This is a genomic window from Streptomyces sp. CA-146814 (genome assembly GCF_050942385.1).
GTDB lineage: Bacteria > Actinomycetota > Actinomycetes > Streptomycetales > Streptomycetaceae > Streptomyces.
This window is the reverse complement of the sequence record NZ_CP192068.1, coordinates 2,861,319-2,879,156: the sequence shown is the minus strand read 5'-3', so window position 1 is coordinate 2,879,156 and position 17,838 is coordinate 2,861,319. Positions and strand designations below refer to the sequence as shown.

The window sequence follows — 17,838 nt, the reverse complement described above, 5'->3', positions numbered from 1 at the left end:
GAAGAAGCGGCGTGCGGCGCGAGCGGTAAGCGGTTTCGGGAACGTGGCGGAGGGCAGGCGCGGTTGAACCGCGGGAGGGCCTGACCACCCACTACCGCCGTACAAGGGGTGAATGGATGGCGGGGCTCCCATGACATTCGAGGAGCGCATTCATGCGAACGAGCAGGATCGCCGTCACTGCCGCAGCCGTCGTCGCGGGACTCTCCCTGTCCGCGTGCGGAGGCGGGGACAGCCCCACGAACGCCTCGTCCTCCTCCAGCTCCACCCCTGCCGGGGAACAGACGGAATCCGCTCCCGCCGGGCAGCCGGAGGGCGAATCCACCGGGACCGGATCGCCGGAGCAGGCGCCGGACGAGGGCTCGGCGGGCCAGGAGTCCACCGGCACCGCTGCGAAGCCGGAGCGGTGCCACACGGACGACCTCACGATCACGGCGAGCGACGCGACCATCGGCGGAGACACGACCAGTACCGTCGCCGTCAAGCTGCTGAACAAGTCCGACCGTGAGTGCTCCATCAAGGGGTTCGCGGGGGTGAACCTGTTGTCGAGCGAGGGCGCGATCCCCGCGACGCGCAGGGACCAGAAGGACGACGGGACCGTGCTGAAGAGCGGTGAACCCACCTACTTCGGCATCTTCTACAAGGCGAACGCATCCGGTGGTTCCGGCGTCAGGATCAAGGGACTTGTGGTCACACCCCCGGACGAGAAGAAGTCCGTGACCCTCAAGTGGCCGGGTGAGCCGTCGCTTCCGGTCACCGACAGCCCGGAGCCCTCAGTGGAGATCGGCCCGATGGGCAGCGTCGGACAGGGCCAGGGGTGACCGCCTGAGTCAGGCGGCGGGGTCCTGCTTGCCGTCCTTCTCGGCGGTCACCGGCTCGGTGCCGTCCTTCTCGTTGGTGACCGGCCCGGTGGTGACCGACTCGGTGGTCACCGTTTCGGTGGTGGCCGTCTCGGCGATGACCGGGAAGCGGCGCGGCGCGAGGACGACGAGGGCGAGCAGGGCCAGGGCCGCCGCACCGGCCGCGCCGATGTAGACGTAGTCCACTGCCGCGTCCACCGCCCGCCGCAGGTGGTCCGTGGCCGCCGCCGACAGCGCGCCGGGATCCTCCAGCGTACGGGCGACCGCGTCCAGGTCGTCGGGGAGGCCGGGTGCGGGGGCGTCGAGGAGGCGGGCGGCCAGCACGCTGTTCGCCACCGCGCCGAAGACCGCCGCGCCGACGCTCTGGCCGACCTGGCGGCAGAAGAGGACGGACGCCGTCGTCGTACCGCGCTCCGCCCACCCCACCGTCGACTGCACGCCCACGATCAGGGGCAGTTGGAAGAGGCCGAGGGCCGCGCCGAGGAGCAGCATGATCAGGGCGGGCTGCCAGGGTTCGCCGGGGTAGGGGAGCAGGGGGAAGGCCAGCAGGATCAGCAGGGCGGCGCTCATGCCGATGATCGCGGTGAGGCGGAAGCCGATGCGGTTGTAGACCCGGTCGGAGAGGGCCGCCGAGACCGGCCAGCTCAGGGTCATGACGGAGAGCACGAACCCGGCGGCGATCGGGCCGAGGCCGAGGACCGACTGCGCGTACGTCGGGAGGAAGACGGTCGGTGCGACCATCAGGAGCCCCATCGCGCCCAGCGCCAGGTTGACCGAGGCGATGGTGCGGCGGCGCCAGACCCAGCCCGGGATGATCGGTTCGGCCGCGCGCCGCTCGATGACGACGGTCAGGGCCGCCAGCGCCGCGCTCGCCGCGAACAGGCCGAGCGAGGGCGCCGAGAGCCACGGCCAGGCGACTCCGCCCTGCACGAGCGCGGTGAGCAGCAGCGCACCGGTCGCGAAGACGGCGAGCGCGCCCGCCCAGTCGATACGGGGGCGGGTCGTCGGGCGCGGACGTGCGGGCTCGTGGAGGTGGCGGACGACCAGCCAGAGGGCGATCGCGCCGACCGGGAGGTTGATGAGGAAGATCCACCGCCAGTCGGCGTACCCGGCGAGCAGCCCGCCGACCACCGGACCGGCCACGGCCGAGGTGGCCCAGACGGTGGACAGCTTGGCCTGGATGCGCGGGCGTTCCTTGAGCGGGTAGAGGTCGGCGGCGATGGTCTGGACGGTGCCCTGGAGAGCGCCGCCGCCGAGGCCCTGGACGATGCGGAAGGCGATGAGCGCGCCCATGTTCCAGGCGGCGGCGCAGAGCAGCGAGCCGACGAGGAAGAGGATGATCCCGGCGATCAGGACCGGCTTGCGACCGAAGGTGTCGGAGAGCTTGCCGTACACCGGGAGCGTGACGGTGACGGCGAGCAGGTAGCCGGAGAAGAGCCAGGAGAAGACGGTGAACCCGCCGAGGTCGCCGACGATCTGCGGTACGGCGGTGGAGACGATGGTGCCGTCGATGGCGGCCAGCGCCATGCCGAGCATGAGGGCCGCGACGACGGGGCGGCGGCCGCGGGGGGTGGTGAGGGCGGCGGGTGCGCCCGGCTCGGGCGTTCCGTGCGTGCTGCGCCTACCGCCCGCGCCGCCCGCGCCGTTTCCGGCCTCCGTGCCGCCTGCCCCGTTCCTGGCCTCCGTGCCACCTATGCCGTCCGTGCCGTCCGCGCCGCTCCTGGCCTCCGTGCCATCTGTGCCGCCCGTGCCGCTCCTGGCCTCGCAACCGTCCGTACCGTCCCTGGCCTCCGTACCGCCCACCGGTTTTCCTTCCCTATGCACGTATCTCCCGGGGCACTGTCTCATCCCGGGCGGTGGCGTGGGGGCGTTCGGGCGGGGTCGTGGCTGTGGGAGCGGCCGGGTTCAGAGGTGCGGCACGGGTGGGAGGCCGGTCCAGCGCAGGTCGGCGGGGAGGTGGCGCATGTCGTTGGCCAGGAGGACGGAGGCGGGGCGGTCGGGCGGGTACCGGATGACGGTCAGGGCCGCGTTGGCGTGGTTGAGGCCGAGCCAGCGCCACTCGGGGGCGTACATGGCGTCCCGTACGAGCCAGGCGACCAGGAAGTTGTGGGTGACGACCAGTTCGTGCCGGTCCTCCTCGCCGTCGACCGGTCCGGTGAACCGCTCCCGTGCCCGGCGGGCCAGCGCGGGGCCGTGCTGCCGCTCCGCCTCGCCGGCTCCTTCGACGAAGCGGAGGAAGAAGTCGGCGTACTCCGGCGGGAGTTCGTCCCGGGTCGGCAGGTGGGGCACGTAGTCGCCGGCGAGTTCGGAGCGGGATGTCCGTCAGCTGGTCGCCGATCAGGCGCGCGGTCTCCTCGGCCCGGGGGAGCGGGCCGTGGTGGACGGCCGTGAAGGGGACGTCCGCGAGGCGGCGGCCGAGCAGGGTGGCCTGGCGGCGGCCGTTCTCCGTCAGTCCGCTCTCGTCGGGTGTCGCCTCGCCGTGGCGGACGAGGTGGAGGTAGCGGGTGGCGGTCATGCCCTGGTCCCTCCGGGTGCGCCGGTGATCTTGTTCTGGGTGGACGCGCCGCCTCCGGTCGTGGTTCCCGGAGGAGGACCCTGACACCGCCTCCCTCCGGAGGACGACTCCCCCTAGGGGACACCCCCTCATAGTGGCCAGGGCCCCTTCCTCCCGGCGGAGGACGTGGACCGTGAGGGCCTTTCCTTAACCTGTTCTTACGTCGCACCTGCGGCCCGCAGCAGGGGGGAAGGTGGGGAAAACCCCACCTCAAGACTGCGCTGGGCACCATCGCGCCGGACAGCTTGCTGAACCCAGACTTGGAACGTACTCGACGACCGACGACGTCCAGTCACCCACCGGCATAGACACCCAGTCATCAACCGGCATAGACACCCAGTCATCAACGGCTATAGGAGACATACCGTGACAACGGCTGTAAGCATTCCCAGGCACGGGGGCACTGGAGGGCGTACGGCCGTCGCGGCGCGAGCGCGGCAGGTCGTCAAGGCGTACGGCAGCGGGGAGACCCGGGTCGTCGCGCTCGACCATGTCGATGTGGACATCGCCCGCGGGCAGTTCACTGCGATCATGGGCCCGTCCGGCTCCGGCAAGTCGACGCTGATGCACTGCCTGGCCGGTCTCGACACGGTGACGTCGGGCGAGATCTTCCTCGACGAGACCGAGATCACCAAGCTCAAGGACAAGAAGCTCACCCAGCTCCGGCGCGACCGGATCGGCTTCATCTTCCAGGCGTTCAACCTGCTCCCGACGCTCAACGCGCTGGAGAACATCACGCTGCCGATGGACATCGCGGGCCGCAAGCCGGACGCCGGCTGGCTCCAGCAGGTCGTGGAGACCGTCGGGCTCGCCGACCGTCTCAAGCACCGCCCCACCCAGCTCTCCGGCGGCCAGCAGCAGCGCGTCGCGGTCGCCAGGGCGCTCGCCGCCCGGCCGGAGATCATCTTCGGTGACGAGCCGACCGGGAACCTGGACTCCCGGGCCGGCGCCGAAGTCCTCTCCTTCCTCCGGAAGTCGGTCGACGAGCTGGGCCAGACCATCGTCATGGTCACCCACGATCCCGTCGCCGCCTCCTACGCGGACCGGGTGCTCTACCTCGCCGACGGCTCCATCGTCGACGAGATGAACAACCCGACCGCCGAACAGGTCCTCGACCGCATGAAGGACTTCGACGCACGCGGGCGGACGTCATGACCGTCTGGAAGACCTCGATGCGCAACTTCTTCGCGCACAAGGGCCGGATGGCCCTCTCCGCGGTGGCGGTGCTGCTCTCCGTGGCGTTCGTCTGCGGCACGCTCGTCTTCACCGACACGATGAACACCACCTTCGACAAGCTCTTCACCGTCTCCTCCCCGGACGTCACGGTCGGCCCGAAGGAGGCCGAGGAGAACGACGAGCAGCCCATCGACGGCAAGCCCGCCTCGCTGCCCGCCTCGCTCGTCCAGCAGGTCGAGAAGGCCGACGGCGTGAAGCGGGCCGAGGGCGCCGCCTTCTCCATGGCGGTCACCGTCGTCGACAGCAAGAACAAGAACATGGGCTCCGAGACCGGCGCCCCCACCATCGCGAGCAACTGGACGCAGAACGACCTGCGGTCGATGGAGATCACCTCCGGACACGCACCCCGTGGCCCCACCGAGGTGATGGTCGACGCCGACACCGCGAAGAAGCACAAGCTCGAGCTCGGCGACGAGCTGCGCACCATCACCGCCACCGGTGACATCAAGGCGAAGATCAGCGGCATCGCGTCCCTCACCGTCACCAACCCGGGCGCGGCCATCGTCTACCTCGACACCGCCACCGCCCAGACCCGCCTGCTCGGCGGCCCCGACGTCTTCACCCAGATCCTGGTGACCGCCGAGGACGGCGTCAGCGACACCCAGCTCAAGAAGAGCGTGGCCGCCGCGCTCGACGGCTCCGCCGCGTACAAGCTCCAGACCCAGGAGGAGGCCGCCGAGGCCAACAAGAACGAGATGGGCGCCTTCCTGGACGTCATGAAGTACGCGATGCTCGGCTTCGCCGGGATCGCCTTGCTCGTCGGCATCTTCCTCATCGTCAACACCTTCTCGATGCTGGTCGCCCAGCGGACCCGCGAGATCGGCCTGATGCGGGCCATCGGCTCCAGCCGCAAGCAGGTCAACCGGTCCGTGCTGCTGGAGGCGGTCCTCCTCGGCATCGTCGGCTCGGTCCTCGGTGTCGCCGCCGGTATCGGGCTCGCCGTCGGGCTGATGAAGCTGATGAGCGCCGTGGGCATGGAGCTCTCCACCAGGGACCTCACCGTCGCCTGGACGACGCCCGCCATCGGCCTCGCGCTCGGTGTCGTGGTCACCGTCCTCGCCGCGTACATCCCGGCCCGCCGGGCCGGCAAGGTCTCCCCGATGGCCGCCCTCCGCGACGCCGGAACCCCTGCCGACGGCAGCTCCGGCTGGGTCAGGGCCGGGATCGGCCTGGTCCTCACCGGGGCCGGCGCCGCCGCTCTGTGGGCAACGACGCAGGCCGACAAGGCCACCGAGGGCTCGGGGCTCCTCGCCGTCGGTGTGCTGCTGACCCTGATCGGCTTCATCGTGATCGGCCCGCTGCTGGCCGGTGTCGTCGTCCGGGCCCTCAGCGTGGTCGTCCTGCGGCTCTTCGGCCCGGTCGGCCGGCTGGCCGAGCGCAACGCGCTGCGCAACCCGCGGCGTACGGGAGCGACCGGCGCGGCCCTGATGATCGGGCTCGCCCTGGTGGCCTGCCTCTCCGTCGTCGGGTCCTCCATGGTGGCCTCGGCCACCGAGGAGCTCGACAAGTCGGTCGGCGCGGACTTCATCGTCCAGGACAGCGGTACGGGCCGGCCGATCGTGCCCCAGGCCGCCGAGGCGCTGCACGCCGTGCCCGGCCTGGAGCACCTGACGGACTACACCTATCTCAAGGCGAAGATCACCGCTCCGAACGGCAGGACGGCCGACGAGGGCATCACCGCCACCGACCCGACGTACCAGCAGGACGTCCGCCGCACAGCCCTCTCCGGCGACCTCGCGAAGGCGTACGACAAGAACGCCATGTCGGTCGGTGAGGACTACGCCGAGAAGCACGGGGTCAAGGTCGGGGACACGCTCACCGTGGCGTTCACGTCCGGCCAGAGCGCGAAGCTGAAGGTCGCGGCCATCACCTCCGACGACACCAACATCGACCGCGGCGCGATGTACACCAACATGACCACGGCCACCTCCTACATCCCCGCCGACCGGATGCCGCAGAACGTGGCGATGTTCGGCAAGGCCGAGGAGGGCAAGGAGAAAGAGGCGTACGCGGCCCTCAAGAGCGCGCTCGTCGAGTACCCGGTCTACAAGGTGCAGAACCAGGCCGACTTCAAGGAGGACCTGAAGAACCAGATCGGTCAGCTCCTCAACATCGTCTACGGTCTGCTCGCCCTCGCGATCATCGTCGCGGTGCTCGGAGTGGTGAACACCCTCGCGCTCTCCGTGGTCGAACGGACCCGGGAGATCGGCCTGATGCGGGCCATCGGCCTCTCCCGCCGCCAGCTCCGCCGCATGATCCGGCTGGAGTCCGTGGTCATCGCCCTCTTCGGTGCGCTGCTCGGCCTGGGGCTCGGGATGGGCTGGGGGACGGCGGCGCAGAAGCTGCTGGCCCTGGAGGGTCTGGAGGTCCTGGAGATCCCGTGGCCGACGATCCTCACGGTGTTCGCCTGCTCGGCGCTGGTCGGACTCTTCGCCGCACTCGTCCCGGCCTTCCGGGCGGGCCGGATGAACGTCCTCAACGCCATCGCGACGGACGGCTGAGGCACCACGCGACGAGCCTCCGGCTCCGGTGCGGGCTCCTGAACACCCCTCTGGGTGACCGGTGTTCACCGCAGGATGACCGGCAGGTCCCGGGGCGTTCCTCCAAACGCCCCGGGGCCGAACCCGTTCTCCACCCCGTTCCCCGACAGGGCCCGCCGGTCACGGCGGGCCCTGTCAGCCTGTTGCACGGGTTGTTGCACGGGCGGCCCCACCCGGAGCCGCGCCGCTCGCCCCGCACCGCCGCCGCCCGCACCGCCGGAACGGCTCTCGCCACCGCCACCTCCTCGCCCGCCCATGTACGCCCCCCGATACCCGATACCTGGCGTCCGTCTGGGGCCGTGCGCCGCCGGGGGGCCTGCGGGGCCGGACGGGTACCACCGGCTACCGCCAGTAACCGCCGCGGTGCCCGAACGGGCACCGCGTAAAAAACTCCCCAGCCGACCGGCCCGGTGCACCGCCACACCCCTCGATCGAGACGCTCCGGGAGTGTCCGTCACCGGCCGGTGCGGAAGCGGCTGTCACCGCCGGGTCGTAGTCTGGAACCCCCGGCTCGTCCCACGTGTCGGGCTCTTCGCGTTGCCCCCTGGCAGCAGCCGGCTGCCGGCAACACCTGAAAAACCTCATGACCCGGACGGATGCCCTTATGAGCCTGCACGGTCTGCTGGATGTCGTGGTCACGGACCCGGCGATCGCCGAGGCGGTGAAGGCCGCCGCCGACGGCCACCGCATGCACGTCGACCTGGTCGGTCCGCCCGGCGCCCGGCCGTTCGCCGTGGCCGCGCTGGCCCGGCAGACCGGCCGGACCGTGCTGGCCGTCACCGCGACGGGCCGGGAGGCCGAGGACCTGGCCGCCGCGCTGCGGACGCTGCTGCCGCCGGACACGGTGGCGGAGTTCCCGTCCTGGGAGACCCTGCCGCACGAGCGCCTCTCGCCGCGCTCGGACACCGTCGGCCGCCGCCTCGCCGTGCTGCGGCGGCTGGTGCACCCGCGCGAGGACGACCCGGAGACGGGCCCGGTCTCGGTGGTCGTCGCGCCGATCCGCTCGGTGCTCCAGCCGCAGGTCAAGGGGCTCGGCGAGCTGGAGCCGGTGGCCCTGACGAGCGGGCAGAGCGCGGACCTGGGGGAGGTGGTGGACGCGCTGGCGGCCGCCGCCTACGCGCGGGTGGAGCTGGTGGAGAAGCGGGGCGAGTTCGCCGTACGCGGAGGGATCCTGGACGTCTTCCCGCCGACCGAGGAGCACCCCCTTCGGGTGGAGTTCTGGGGCGACGACGTGGAGGAGATCCGGTACTTCAAGATCGCCGACCAGCGGTCCCTGGAGGTCGCCGCGCACGGTCTGTGGGCGCCGCCCTGCCGTGAGCTGCTACTGACCGACGAGGTACGGGAGCGGGCGGCTGCCCTCGCCGAGGCGCACCCGGAGCTGGGCGAGCTGCTCGGCAAGATCGCGGAGGGCATCGCGGTCGAGGGCATGGAGTCGCTGGCCCCGGTTCTGGTCGACGACATGGAGCTGCTGATCGACGTGCTGCCGAAGGGGTCGATGGCGCTGGTCTGCGACCCGGAGCGGGTCCGGACCCGGGCGTCCGACCTGGTCGCGACGAGCCAGGAGTTCCTCCAGGCGTCGTGGGCGGCGACGGCGGGCGGCGGCGAGGCCCCGATCGACGTGGGCGCGGCCTCGCTGCGGAGCATCGCGGACGTCCGGGACCGGGCCCGTGAGCTGGGGATGATGTGGTGGTCGACCTCCCCGTTCGCGGCCGACGACGCGGAGCACGACGAGGACACGCTCAAGCTGTCGATGCACGCCCCGGAGGCGTACCGGGGGGACACCGCCCGGGCGCTCGCCGACACCAAGGGGTGGCTGGCCGACGGCTGGCGCACGGTGTACGTCACCGAGGGCCAGGGCCTCGCCACGCGTACGGTCGAGGTGCTGGGCGGCGAAGGCATCGCGGCCCGCTTCGTCCCCGACCTCACCGAGATCGCCCCGTCCGTCGTCCACGTCTCCTGCGGGGCGATCGACCAGGGGTTCGTCGACCCGGCGCTCAAGCTGGCGGTGCTCACCGAGACCGACCTGACCGGCCAGCGCACCGCCACCAAGGACCTGGGCCGGATGCCGGCCCGCCGCAGGAAGACCATCGACCCGCTGACGCTGGAGGCGGGCGACTACATCGTCCACGAGCAGCACGGTGTCGGCCGGTACGTGGAGATGGTGCAGCGCACGGTCCAGGGCGCGACCCGCGAGTACCTGCTCGTCGAGTACGCCCCTGCCAAGCGCGGCCAGCCCGGCGACCGGCTCTACATCCCGACCGACCAGCTGGAGCAGGTCACCAAGTACGTCGGCGGTGAGGCCCCGACCCTGCACCGGCTCGGCGGCGCCGACTGGACGAAGACGAAGCAGCGGGCGAAGAAGGCGGTCAAGGAGATCGCCGCCGACCTGATCAAGCTGTACTCGGCCCGGATGGCCGCCCCCGGCCACTCCTTCGCCCCCGACACCCCGTGGCAGCGGGAGCTGGAGGACGCGTTCCCGTACGCGGAGACGCCGGACCAGCTCTCCACGATCGCCGAGGTCAAGGAGGACATGGAGAAGACGGTCCCGATGGACCGGCTGATCTGCGGTGACGTGGGCTACGGCAAGACGGAGATCGCGGTCCGGGCGGCGTTCAAGGCGGTGCAGGACGGCAAGCAGGTGGCGGTCCTGGTCCCCACGACTCTCCTGGTCCAGCAGCACTACGGCACGTTCACCGAGCGGTACTCCCAATTCCCGGTCAACGTCAAGGCGTTGAGCCGCTTCCAATCGGATGCGGAGTCCAAGGCGACCCTCGCGGGCCTGAAGGACGGCGCGGTCGACCTGGTCATCGGCACGCACCGCCTCTTCTCCTCCGAGACGAAGTTCAAGGACCTCGGCCTGGTCATCGTGGACGAGGAGCAGCGGTTCGGCGTCGAGCACAAGGAGCAGCTGAAGAAGCTCCGCGCCAACGTCGACGTGCTCACCATGTCCGCGACGCCCATCCCCCGTACGCTCGAAATGGCGGTCACCGGCATTCGCGAGATGTCCACGATCACCACCCCGCCGGAGGAGCGCCACCCGGTGCTGACCTTCGTCGGCCCGTACGAGGAGAAGCAGATCGGCGCGGCGATCCGCCGTGAACTCCTGCGTGAGGGACAGGTCTTCTACATCCACAACCGGGTCGAGTCCATCGACCGGGCCGCCGCCCGCCTCCGCGAGATCGTCCCGGAGGCGCGGATCGCCACGGCCCACGGCCAGATGTCCGAACAGGCCCTGGAACAGGTGGTGGTGGACTTCTGGGAGAAGAAGTTCGACGTCCTGGTCTCCACGACGATCGTGGAATCCGGCATCGACATCTCCAACGCCAACACGCTGATCGTGGAGCGCGGCGACAACTTCGGCCTCTCCCAACTCCACCAGCTGCGCGGCCGGGTGGGCCGAGGCCGCGACCGGGGCTACGCCTACTTCCTCTACCCGCCGGAGAAGCCCCTGACCGAGACGGCCCACGAGCGCCTGGCGACGATCGCCCAGCACACGGAGATGGGCGCGGGCATGTACGTGGCGATGAAGGACCTGGAGATCCGCGGCGCGGGCAACCTCCTCGGCGGTGAGCAGTCCGGCCACATCGCGGGCGTCGGCTTCGACCTGTACATCCGCATGGTCGGCGAGGCGGTCGCCGACTACCGGGCCCAGATGGACGGCGCGGTGGAGGAGGAGCCCCCGCTGGAGGTCAAGATCGAGCTCCCGGTCGACGCGCACGTCCCGCACGACTACGCCCCCGGCGAGCGCCTGCGCCTCCAGGCGTACCGCGCGATCGCCCAGGCCACCTCGGAGGACGACATCCGAGCGGTCCGCGAGGAGCTGACCGACCGCTACGGCCCGCTGCCCGAACCGGTCGAGAACCTCCTCCTGGTGGCCGGCCTGCGCATGCTGGCCCGCGCCTGCGGAGTCGGCGAGATCGTCCTCCAGGGCTCCAACATTCGCTTCGCCCCGGTGGAGTTGCGCGAGTCCCAGGAACTCCGCCTGAAGCGCCTCCACCCGAAGACGGTCATCAAGCCCACGGCCCACCAGATCCTGGTCCCGCGCCCGACGACGGGCAAGATCGGCGGCAAGCCGGTGGTGGGCCGCGAACTGCTGTCGTGGACGGGCGAGTTCCTGACGACGATCCTGGGTTCGTAACGCCCGGTTTCGCGAACGATCGGGCCCCGCCGGGCTGACCGGCGGGGCCCGAGGCGTTTCGCCGGGCGGGGTCAAGGCGCGGAGAGCCGTTTGAACGCGGCCCACACCGTCTTGCCCACGACATGGTGGTCGACGCCGAAGTCCGCGGCGAGTTCACCGACGAGGAACAGCTCGCGCCCTGAGTAACTGCTCTCGTCCGCGTGCTGAATCTCCGGCTGCCCGTCGCCGCTGTCCCGGACCTCCAGCCGTACGAGGTCGTCCGTCAGGTTGCGCCGGACGGCGAATTCCCGTCCTGGTGGGACGCCGTGGAGCAGGGCGTTGGTCGCCAGCTCCGAGGCGCAGAGCTCTATGTCGTCGATCAGGTCCGTGAGCTGCCACTCCCTGAGGACATGGACGACGAAATCGCGTGAGGCACCGACGGAAGTGCGCCGTCGGGGGAAGCGCCGTAACTGCGAAGAGGACACGGTGGTTCACCGCCCTGCTCGTGGGTCGCAACGAGACGGCTATACTGCTATTCGCGAAAGGCAGCAAGATACCCTTTGGGGTGTTCGACGGAGTCGCCTACCGTGTGCACCGGCAAGGTCCGTCGTCGCGAAGGAGGAGGCCATGGGCGAGGGCGAAGTGATCAGCGCGTCCACTCGCTACCTGACGACGGCGGAGGGTGGAGGCGACGTCTGGAGTGCCGAGGCGGCGTCGGCGGGGCGACGGGGCACGCAGAAGATCGTGAGTGCCGGTGAAGTCGCCGCTCCGGAGCGGGTGGCGGGCCTGCTCGCGGTGGAACCCGGCGGACAGGTCGTCGCACGGCGGCGGATCATGTATCTCGACGGTGAACCCTGCGAGTTGACCGACACCTACTACCCCGTGGAGATCGCGCAAGGCACAGGACTGGCCGGCACGGCGAAGATCCGAGGAGGAGCCGTCCGGCTGCTCGCCGAACTCGGCCACATCGGTGTCCGGGCGCAGGAGGACGTGGCCGCTCGCATGCCGTCCGAGAGCGAACGGGCTGAGCTGGCCCTGAAGGCCGACGAGCCGGTCCTCGAACTGACCCGGCTCACCCTGGACGCGCACGACCGGCCGATCCAGGTCGATGTGATGGTCATGCCTCCCCGGGGCCAGAAGCTGCGGTACGAGATCAGGATCGGATGACGATGCACGGACCGGAGACAGAAGAGGCGGACGGCCGCCCGCTGCACGAGCGGATCGCTGCCGATCTGCGAGACGACATCATGTCCGGCGAGCTGGCTCCGGGCGACAGCCTTCCCTCCACCGCACAGCTGAAGGAGCGTTTCGGGGCGGCGAACGCGACGATCCAGAAGGCCGTGCAGCGCCTCAAGAGTGAGCGCCTCGTGGTCGGCCGGGCGGGCGCATCGGTGACCGTACGCGAGCATCGCCAGCGCACGATACGGCCCGCCGCGTACATGGCCCCGTCCCCGTCGGGAGAGTCGTACCGCTGGCTGACGGAGGCGACGAGCTCCGGCACACGCGCCCGCAGCACGCTCCTGGACGTCACGGAGGCCGAGCCGCCGACGGATGTCATGGTCGCGCTCGCGCTCCAGCCGGGCGGCACAGCGATCCTTCGCCACCAACTGCTGTCGATCGACGACGAGCCCGCAGAACTCGTCTCTTCGTACTACCCGCTGGACATCGCCGAAGGCACGGCCATCACCGAACGCCGCCGCATCCCGGGAGGCACGCCCACACTCCTGGCCTCGCTCGGCCACCCGCCCCGGCTCAGCGTCGACCGCGTCTCGGCCCGCGTAGCGACGCCGGGGCAGTACCGACTGCTCCGGCTCCCCGGGGACCTCCCGGTCCTACGGACCCTGCGGGTGGTGCTCAGCGACGACGACCGGCCCATTGAGGCCACGGTGATGGTCAAAGCGGGGCACCTGTACGAGGTGCAGTACGAGTTCACGCCCGAAACCGGCTGAGGTCACCGCCCAGGGGACAGGGCCACCGTGATCTCCTCGTGCAGCCCCAGCGGCAACCGGGTGCCCCACCGGTCCGCCGCCTCGGCCGCCAGCTCGCGGCTCCAGCGCCAGCTGTTCGCGGCCGCTGTGCGGAGGTCGTCAGGGGTCAGGGAAGCGGTCGTCGTGGCGTACCGCTCGATGTCCGTCGGCGGCAGGTCCGCCTCCAGGGCGCGGCTCGGGGTGAGCCAGTGGACGGTCGAGCCGCGCAGCAGGCGGCAGAGCTTCAGCTGGAGCGGGGCGATGACGGCGTGCAGCAGGTTGTGGGCGCGGGCTCTCTCGCCACGGGCCTGGAGGTGGGCCAGCATCAGGGTCCAGTTGGCCAGTTGGCCAGTTCGTCGGTGAGCTGCTGGGCGGTGGCCACCGGCTCCGGCGGGCTGAAGGCGGCCAACTCGCGGGCGGCGGCGGTGAGGTGACCGGTGCGCTCGAGGAGGACGGCGGCCTCGGGGCGCGGCAGGTGGACCTGGCCGCGCCAGGTGGCGATCTCCGCGATGCCGCCGCCGGTCGGCTCCACGTGGAACTCGCCGCGCATCAGGTCGTCGAAGACCACGGCGAGGATGCCGTACATGTTCGTGTACGCCAGCTTCAGCGGAGCCAGCTGCTCCACGAACTCCCGCCCCTCGAAGGCGTCGACGTCCTCCTCCCGTACGTACAGGCAGGCGTCCAGGTCCGAGTGGGCGTCGGCTTCACCGAGCGTCCAGGAGCCGTAGAGGAGGACACCGTCGATCCGGAGGTCGGCCCGGGCCGCCGAGCGCAGCAGCTCGATGCGGCGGTTCAGGGCCTCGGCGGGGAGAGGCGTGCGAGGGGTGGGGCGGGCGTGCGGCATGGCCGGGTCTCCTGAGTGAGGATGTGGGCGTACGAGCGAGGGCCGGCGGTCGCCGCCGGGCTGCCTCCGGTCCCGCTGCGGGACCTCGTTCGTCGCTCAGGAAACGCCCATGGGGGCGGCCCAGGGGGTCGTCCCGTCACCCGTCGCGGCGGTTTTCCGGAGTGAAGACCAGGCCTGTGAGGACCCGGAGCCGGAGCGGGCTGAAGCCGAGTCATGAAAGCCCCGCCGACGGGGAAGACGCCCATAGGATTCTCGGCGTTCGGCTTTCTCCCCGTCAGGATGGCTTCACGTGATATCTCCCCGTACGTACCGAGCAGCGGCCCTGCCCGCCCTCAGCGCCCTCGTCGTGCTCGCTCTGGCCGGCTGCGACCCCGACGATCTCGCGGCGGAGAGCGGCGGCAGTGCGAGTGGCGGTGCGAACGGTGGCGGGGCGCAGTCCGCCGCGGGGTTCGGGGTCAGTCCGCTGGACAACCCCGACGGTACGAAGCCGGGGCTGGCGCCCCTCACCAGCGACGCCGACCGGGCCGCCGCGCGCAAGGTCATCGAGAAGGTCGCCACCAAGGGGCGCGGCCCGAAGACCGGCTACGAGCGGAGCAAGTTCGGGTCCGCGTGGAAGGACGGGATCGACGGCATCCCGCTCGCCCGGAACGGCTGCGACACCCGTAACGACCTTCTCGCCCGGGACGGCAAGGACATCGAGCACCGGTCGGGATCCAACTGTGTCGTCGTCTCGTTGAAGCTCAAGGACCCCTACACCGGCAAGTCCATCGACTGGCGCAAGCAGCGGGCGACCGAGGTGCAGATCGACCATGTGATGCCGCTGTCCTACAACTGGCAGATGGGCGCCGCCCGCTGGAACGAGACCAAGCGGCAGCAGATCGCCAACGACCCGCTCAACCTCCTCCCGGTGGACGGCCCGGCCAACAACGCCAAGCGCGACTCCGGCCCGGCCGCCTGGCTGCCGCCGTACAAGCCGGTCCGCTGCTCGTACGCGGTGCGGTTCGCGCAGGTCTCGCTGAAGTACGACCTCCCCGTCACCGCCCCGGACAAGCAGGCCATGCTCGCCCAGTGCGGAGGCTGAGCCGTCGTTCGGTGGGGCCACCGGCCGTGGCCGTGACCGTGGCCCCACCGGCCCTTCGCGGCTCCTAGACCTTGCCGCCGCAGATCACGTTGTACGGACGGCCCATCGCCATCATCAGCTGCATCGGCTCCGTCGTCGCCGCCGGGCACTCCTCCTTCTCCTCGACGAGGGCCAGCACCTTGAAGGCGTCGGACCCGGCCGAGGCGCAGGCGATCTCCTTGGCGGTCGACGTGATGCAGTCGCCCTTCACCAGCTGGCCGCCGCCGGCGCCCGCGTCGCCGGGGTGGTCGCCGGTCAGGTTCCGGCCGCAGACGGTGTTGGTGGGGATGCCGCTGCTCTTCTTGTCGTCGCCGGAGCCGAAGACCCGGGAGACCTGGATGATCAGGTCCGTTCCGGCCGGGCACTGGATCGCGTTGGGCATGATGCTCGCGCTCTGGATCTCCAGCGCCTTGAAGGTCGCCCCGGCGTCGTCGCAGTCGAACGCGCGGTAGCCGTCCGGCTTGTTCTCCGGGTCCGGCCCGCCGCAGTCACCGACCTCCCAGGAACCGCCCTTGCCGTCCGAGGCGGAGGAGGGCGACGAGGAGGCGGAGGACGACGAGGAGGAGTCCTTGTCGCCGAAGACCTTGGACGCGCCGTAGGCCAGCCCGAGAATCACCGCGAGCACCAGCAGGCTCTGCAGACACCCGGCTCCTCTCCGGGGGCGGGACGGCGTACTGCCTGGCTGGGTCATGGTGCTGCTCCTCCTGGCGTCGCGTACGGGGACGAAGTCACGGGTGGGGACGCGGCATGGACACTTCACGGTTCCCGGGGCGGAGGCCCCTGCGGACCGCCGCCCGAGGTCCGTCCCCGCCGACGCTCGTACGCGTAAATCCCCTGGTCACAGGTGGTGTGGCCTGCCTAAGGTCGGCCCATGGAACTGCACATCACCACGCTCGCCGAACGCCCCGAACTCGCCGGGGCGCTCGACCGGATGCCGGACACCTGGCCGGAGTTCGTCCTGGAGGACATCGTCGGCTGGGCGAACTTCCCGCGGATCGCCGTCGAGTTCCCGGAGTTCGTCCTGGTCGCCACCGACCCGGACGGCAACGTGGTCGCCCGCGCCTACAGCGTCCCCTTCGAGCTGAACGCCCCCGGCCGCGGCAAGCTCCCCGTCGGCGGCTGGGACCGGACGCTGCTGTGGGCGCTCTCCGATCTGCGGCGGGGCCGGACCCCCGACACCGTCAGCGCGATCGAGATCACCGTGGCCACCGGCCACCAGGGCCAGGGGATCTCGGGCCGGATGCTGGCCGCGATGCGGGAGAACGCGGGACGGCTCGGCTTCGGCGAGGTCGTCGCCCCGGTCCGGCCGAGCGGCAAGCACCTGCGGGCCGGCCTGCCGATGGAGGAGTACGCCCGGCTCACCCGCCCCGAGGACGGACTGCCCGAGGACCCATGGCTGCGGGTCCACGTCCGGGCGGGCGGGGTCGTGGACTCGGTCGCCACGGCGTCGATGACGGTGAGCGGTTCGCTCGCCCAGTGGCGGGAGTGGACCGGGCTGCCGTTCGACACGGACGGTCCGGTGGAGGTGCCGGGAGCCCTCGTCCCGGTGCACTGCGCGGCCGCGCACGGGTACGCGGTCTACGTCGAACCCAACGTGTGGGTGCGCCACCGGGTGTGAGGAGCGGCGCGCACGGTGGCCGGTGCCGACCCACCGTGCCCGCGCCGACCCACCGTGCCCCCAGCCAGGCCCGGCGGCGGCAGGAGATACCGTACGAGCGATCTCATCGTGCCCGTACGGGCCGTTCCGCCCTGGAGAGACCCGCAGTGAAGAACCCACGTACCCCCGACACCCCCCGCACGTCGAAGCCCGTGCGCACGCGACGCGCATGGAGAAACGGTTCGGCGAAGAGCGCCCCCGGCGCGGGCCGCAGCGTGTCCCTGGTGGTGCGCCCCGCCCTCACCGCCGCGTGGCGTGCGGTGCGCTCCCGGCGGGGCCGCTGGGTGACGGGCGGCACGGTGGTGGCGCTGGCCGCCGTCGTGGGCGCCGTCGTCCTCCTGGGCGAGGAGTCCGGTCCGCCGGACCCGCGCGCCCGCGAGTACCGGGACGTCAACTCCTGCCTCCTGACCGGGGAGCAGGGCATCATCGCCGGCACGCCCGCGGCACCGGTGTGGGCGGGGATGCAGAAGGCGTCCCTGGAGACCCGTACCCGCGCGACCTACGTCCCCGTCATGGGCGAGCAGTCGGCGCAGAACGCCCTGCCGCACCTGAACTCGCTGCTCCAGCGCCAGTGCGATGTGGTGGTGGCCGTGGGGGAGAGCCAGGTGGAGGTGGCGCGCAGCGAAGCGGGAAACCACCGGGCGATCCGCTTCGTCGTGGTGGGCGGACCCGGGGCGGCCGAGCCCGACGGCAAGGCGGCGCAGGGCACTCCGGGGAATGTGACGGTCGTCGCGGAGACCGGAGGCGGACTGGAGGATCGGATTGCCCGGATCATTCAGAAAGCTGTCCCTATGGGCAAGTAGCCGGAATGTGACATTCCGGCAAAAGGTGACGTTAGTCACTGAGTTGGCAATCGAAAACGTAATTTTTCTGTTCGGATCTCGTGCACCCTTATGAAGATCTTGTAAGCGGAGCATAAGTAGAGGGCAGCGCAGATGCGTTCTCG

General features: G+C 70.9%; 14 protein-coding genes and 1 pseudogene. 9 read left to right on the top strand and 6 right to left on the bottom strand.

The genetic code is table 11. The features are described 5' to 3' along the window. The first annotated feature begins 152 nt into the window (after positions 1 to 152). Positions 153 to 818: a DUF4232 domain-containing protein gene (locus ACQP09_RS12655; RefSeq protein ID WP_433398482.1), complete on the top strand. Its 666-nt coding sequence runs from the start codon at positions 153 to 155 to the stop codon at positions 816 to 818. Between the two features lie 9 nt (positions 819 to 827). On the opposite strand, the gene ACQP09_RS12650 is transcribed toward ACQP09_RS12655, so the two are convergent. Then, complete coding sequence (locus ACQP09_RS12650; RefSeq protein WP_433398480.1) at positions 828 to 2,705, bottom strand: MFS transporter; 1,878 nt, start codon at positions 2,703 to 2,705, stop codon at positions 828 to 830. Positions 2,706 to 2,762: 57 nt separating this feature from the next. Beyond that, positions 2,763 to 3,372 (bottom strand): annotated as a pseudogene (locus ACQP09_RS12645) (histidine phosphatase family protein). A 405-nt stretch (positions 3,373 to 3,777) separates the two neighbouring features. Here ACQP09_RS12645 and ACQP09_RS12640 point away from each other — a divergent pair. The 3 genes from ACQP09_RS12640 to mfd all read left to right on the top strand — a co-directional run bounded on the left by ACQP09_RS12640 (position 3,778) and on the right by mfd (position 11,325). Beyond that, positions 3,778 to 4,566, top strand: coding sequence for an ABC transporter ATP-binding protein (locus ACQP09_RS12640; RefSeq protein WP_433398478.1), 789 nt, complete (start codon positions 3,778 to 3,780; stop codon positions 4,564 to 4,566). Further along, positions 4,563 to 7,148, top strand: a complete 2,586-nt coding sequence (locus ACQP09_RS12635) for an ABC transporter permease (protein ID WP_433398476.1) — start codon at positions 4,563 to 4,565, stop codon at positions 7,146 to 7,148. The genes ACQP09_RS12640 and ACQP09_RS12635 overlap by 4 nt, the downstream gene beginning before the upstream one ends. Before the next feature lie 643 nt (positions 7,149 to 7,791). Next, entirely contained in the window at positions 7,792 to 11,325 is a 3,534-nt protein-coding gene (mfd, locus tag ACQP09_RS12630) for a transcription-repair coupling factor (RefSeq protein ID WP_433398474.1), read from the top strand. Between the two features lie 71 nt (positions 11,326 to 11,396). On the opposite strand, the gene ACQP09_RS12625 is transcribed toward mfd, so the two are convergent. Further along, positions 11,397 to 11,789: an ATP-binding protein gene (locus ACQP09_RS12625; RefSeq protein WP_433398472.1), complete on the bottom strand. Its 393-nt coding sequence runs from the start codon at positions 11,787 to 11,789 to the stop codon at positions 11,397 to 11,399. Positions 11,790 to 11,931: 142 nt separating this feature from the next. On the opposite strand from ACQP09_RS12625, the gene ACQP09_RS12620 reads away from it, so the two are divergent. Further along, positions 11,932 to 12,471, top strand: coding sequence for a GntR family transcriptional regulator (locus ACQP09_RS12620; protein WP_433398470.1), 540 nt, complete (start codon positions 11,932 to 11,934; stop codon positions 12,469 to 12,471). Further along, a complete protein-coding gene (locus ACQP09_RS12615; protein ID WP_433398468.1) occupies positions 12,468 to 13,253 on the top strand; it encodes a GntR family transcriptional regulator in 786 nt (261 codons plus the stop codon). The genes ACQP09_RS12620 and ACQP09_RS12615 overlap by 4 nt, the downstream gene beginning before the upstream one ends. Before the next feature lie 2 nt (positions 13,254 to 13,255). Here the strand turns inward: ACQP09_RS12615 and ACQP09_RS12610 are convergent, their stop codons facing one another. Both ACQP09_RS12610 and ACQP09_RS12605 read right to left on the bottom strand, forming a co-directional pair. After that, positions 13,256 to 13,597, bottom strand: a complete 342-nt coding sequence (locus tag ACQP09_RS12610; protein ID WP_433398467.1) for a hypothetical protein — start codon at positions 13,595 to 13,597, stop codon at positions 13,256 to 13,258. After that, positions 13,597 to 14,115, bottom strand: a complete 519-nt coding sequence (locus ACQP09_RS12605; RefSeq protein ID WP_433398465.1) for a hypothetical protein — start codon at positions 14,113 to 14,115, stop codon at positions 13,597 to 13,599. Before ACQP09_RS12605 ends, ACQP09_RS12610 begins: the two co-directional genes overlap by 1 nt. A 289-nt stretch (positions 14,116 to 14,404) precedes the next feature. Between ACQP09_RS12605 and ACQP09_RS12600 the strand changes: the two genes are divergently transcribed. Beyond that, complete coding sequence (locus ACQP09_RS12600; RefSeq protein ID WP_433398463.1) at positions 14,405 to 15,196, top strand: HNH endonuclease family protein; 792 nt, start codon at positions 14,405 to 14,407, stop codon at positions 15,194 to 15,196. A 64-nt stretch (positions 15,197 to 15,260) separates the two neighbouring features. On the opposite strand, the gene ACQP09_RS12595 is transcribed toward ACQP09_RS12600, so the two are convergent. Then, positions 15,261 to 15,926 (bottom strand): hypothetical protein, encoded by a 666-nt coding sequence (locus tag ACQP09_RS12595; RefSeq protein WP_433398462.1) that lies wholly within the window; start codon positions 15,924 to 15,926, stop codon positions 15,261 to 15,263. A 180-nt stretch (positions 15,927 to 16,106) separates the two neighbouring features. Here ACQP09_RS12595 and ACQP09_RS12590 point away from each other — a divergent pair, with 180 nt between their 5' ends. Both ACQP09_RS12590 and ACQP09_RS12585 read left to right on the top strand, forming a co-directional pair. After that, positions 16,107 to 16,853 (top strand): N-acetyltransferase, encoded by a 747-nt coding sequence (locus tag ACQP09_RS12590; protein ID WP_433398460.1) that lies wholly within the window; start codon positions 16,107 to 16,109, stop codon positions 16,851 to 16,853. 191 nt (positions 16,854 to 17,044) lie between these two features. Next, positions 17,045 to 17,695 carry a BMP family ABC transporter substrate-binding protein gene (locus ACQP09_RS12585; RefSeq protein ID WP_433398458.1) on the top strand — a complete coding sequence of 217 codons (651 nt, stop codon included), beginning with the start codon at positions 17,045 to 17,047 and terminating at the stop codon, positions 17,693 to 17,695. The last annotated feature ends 143 nt before the right edge of the window (positions 17,696 to 17,838 follow it).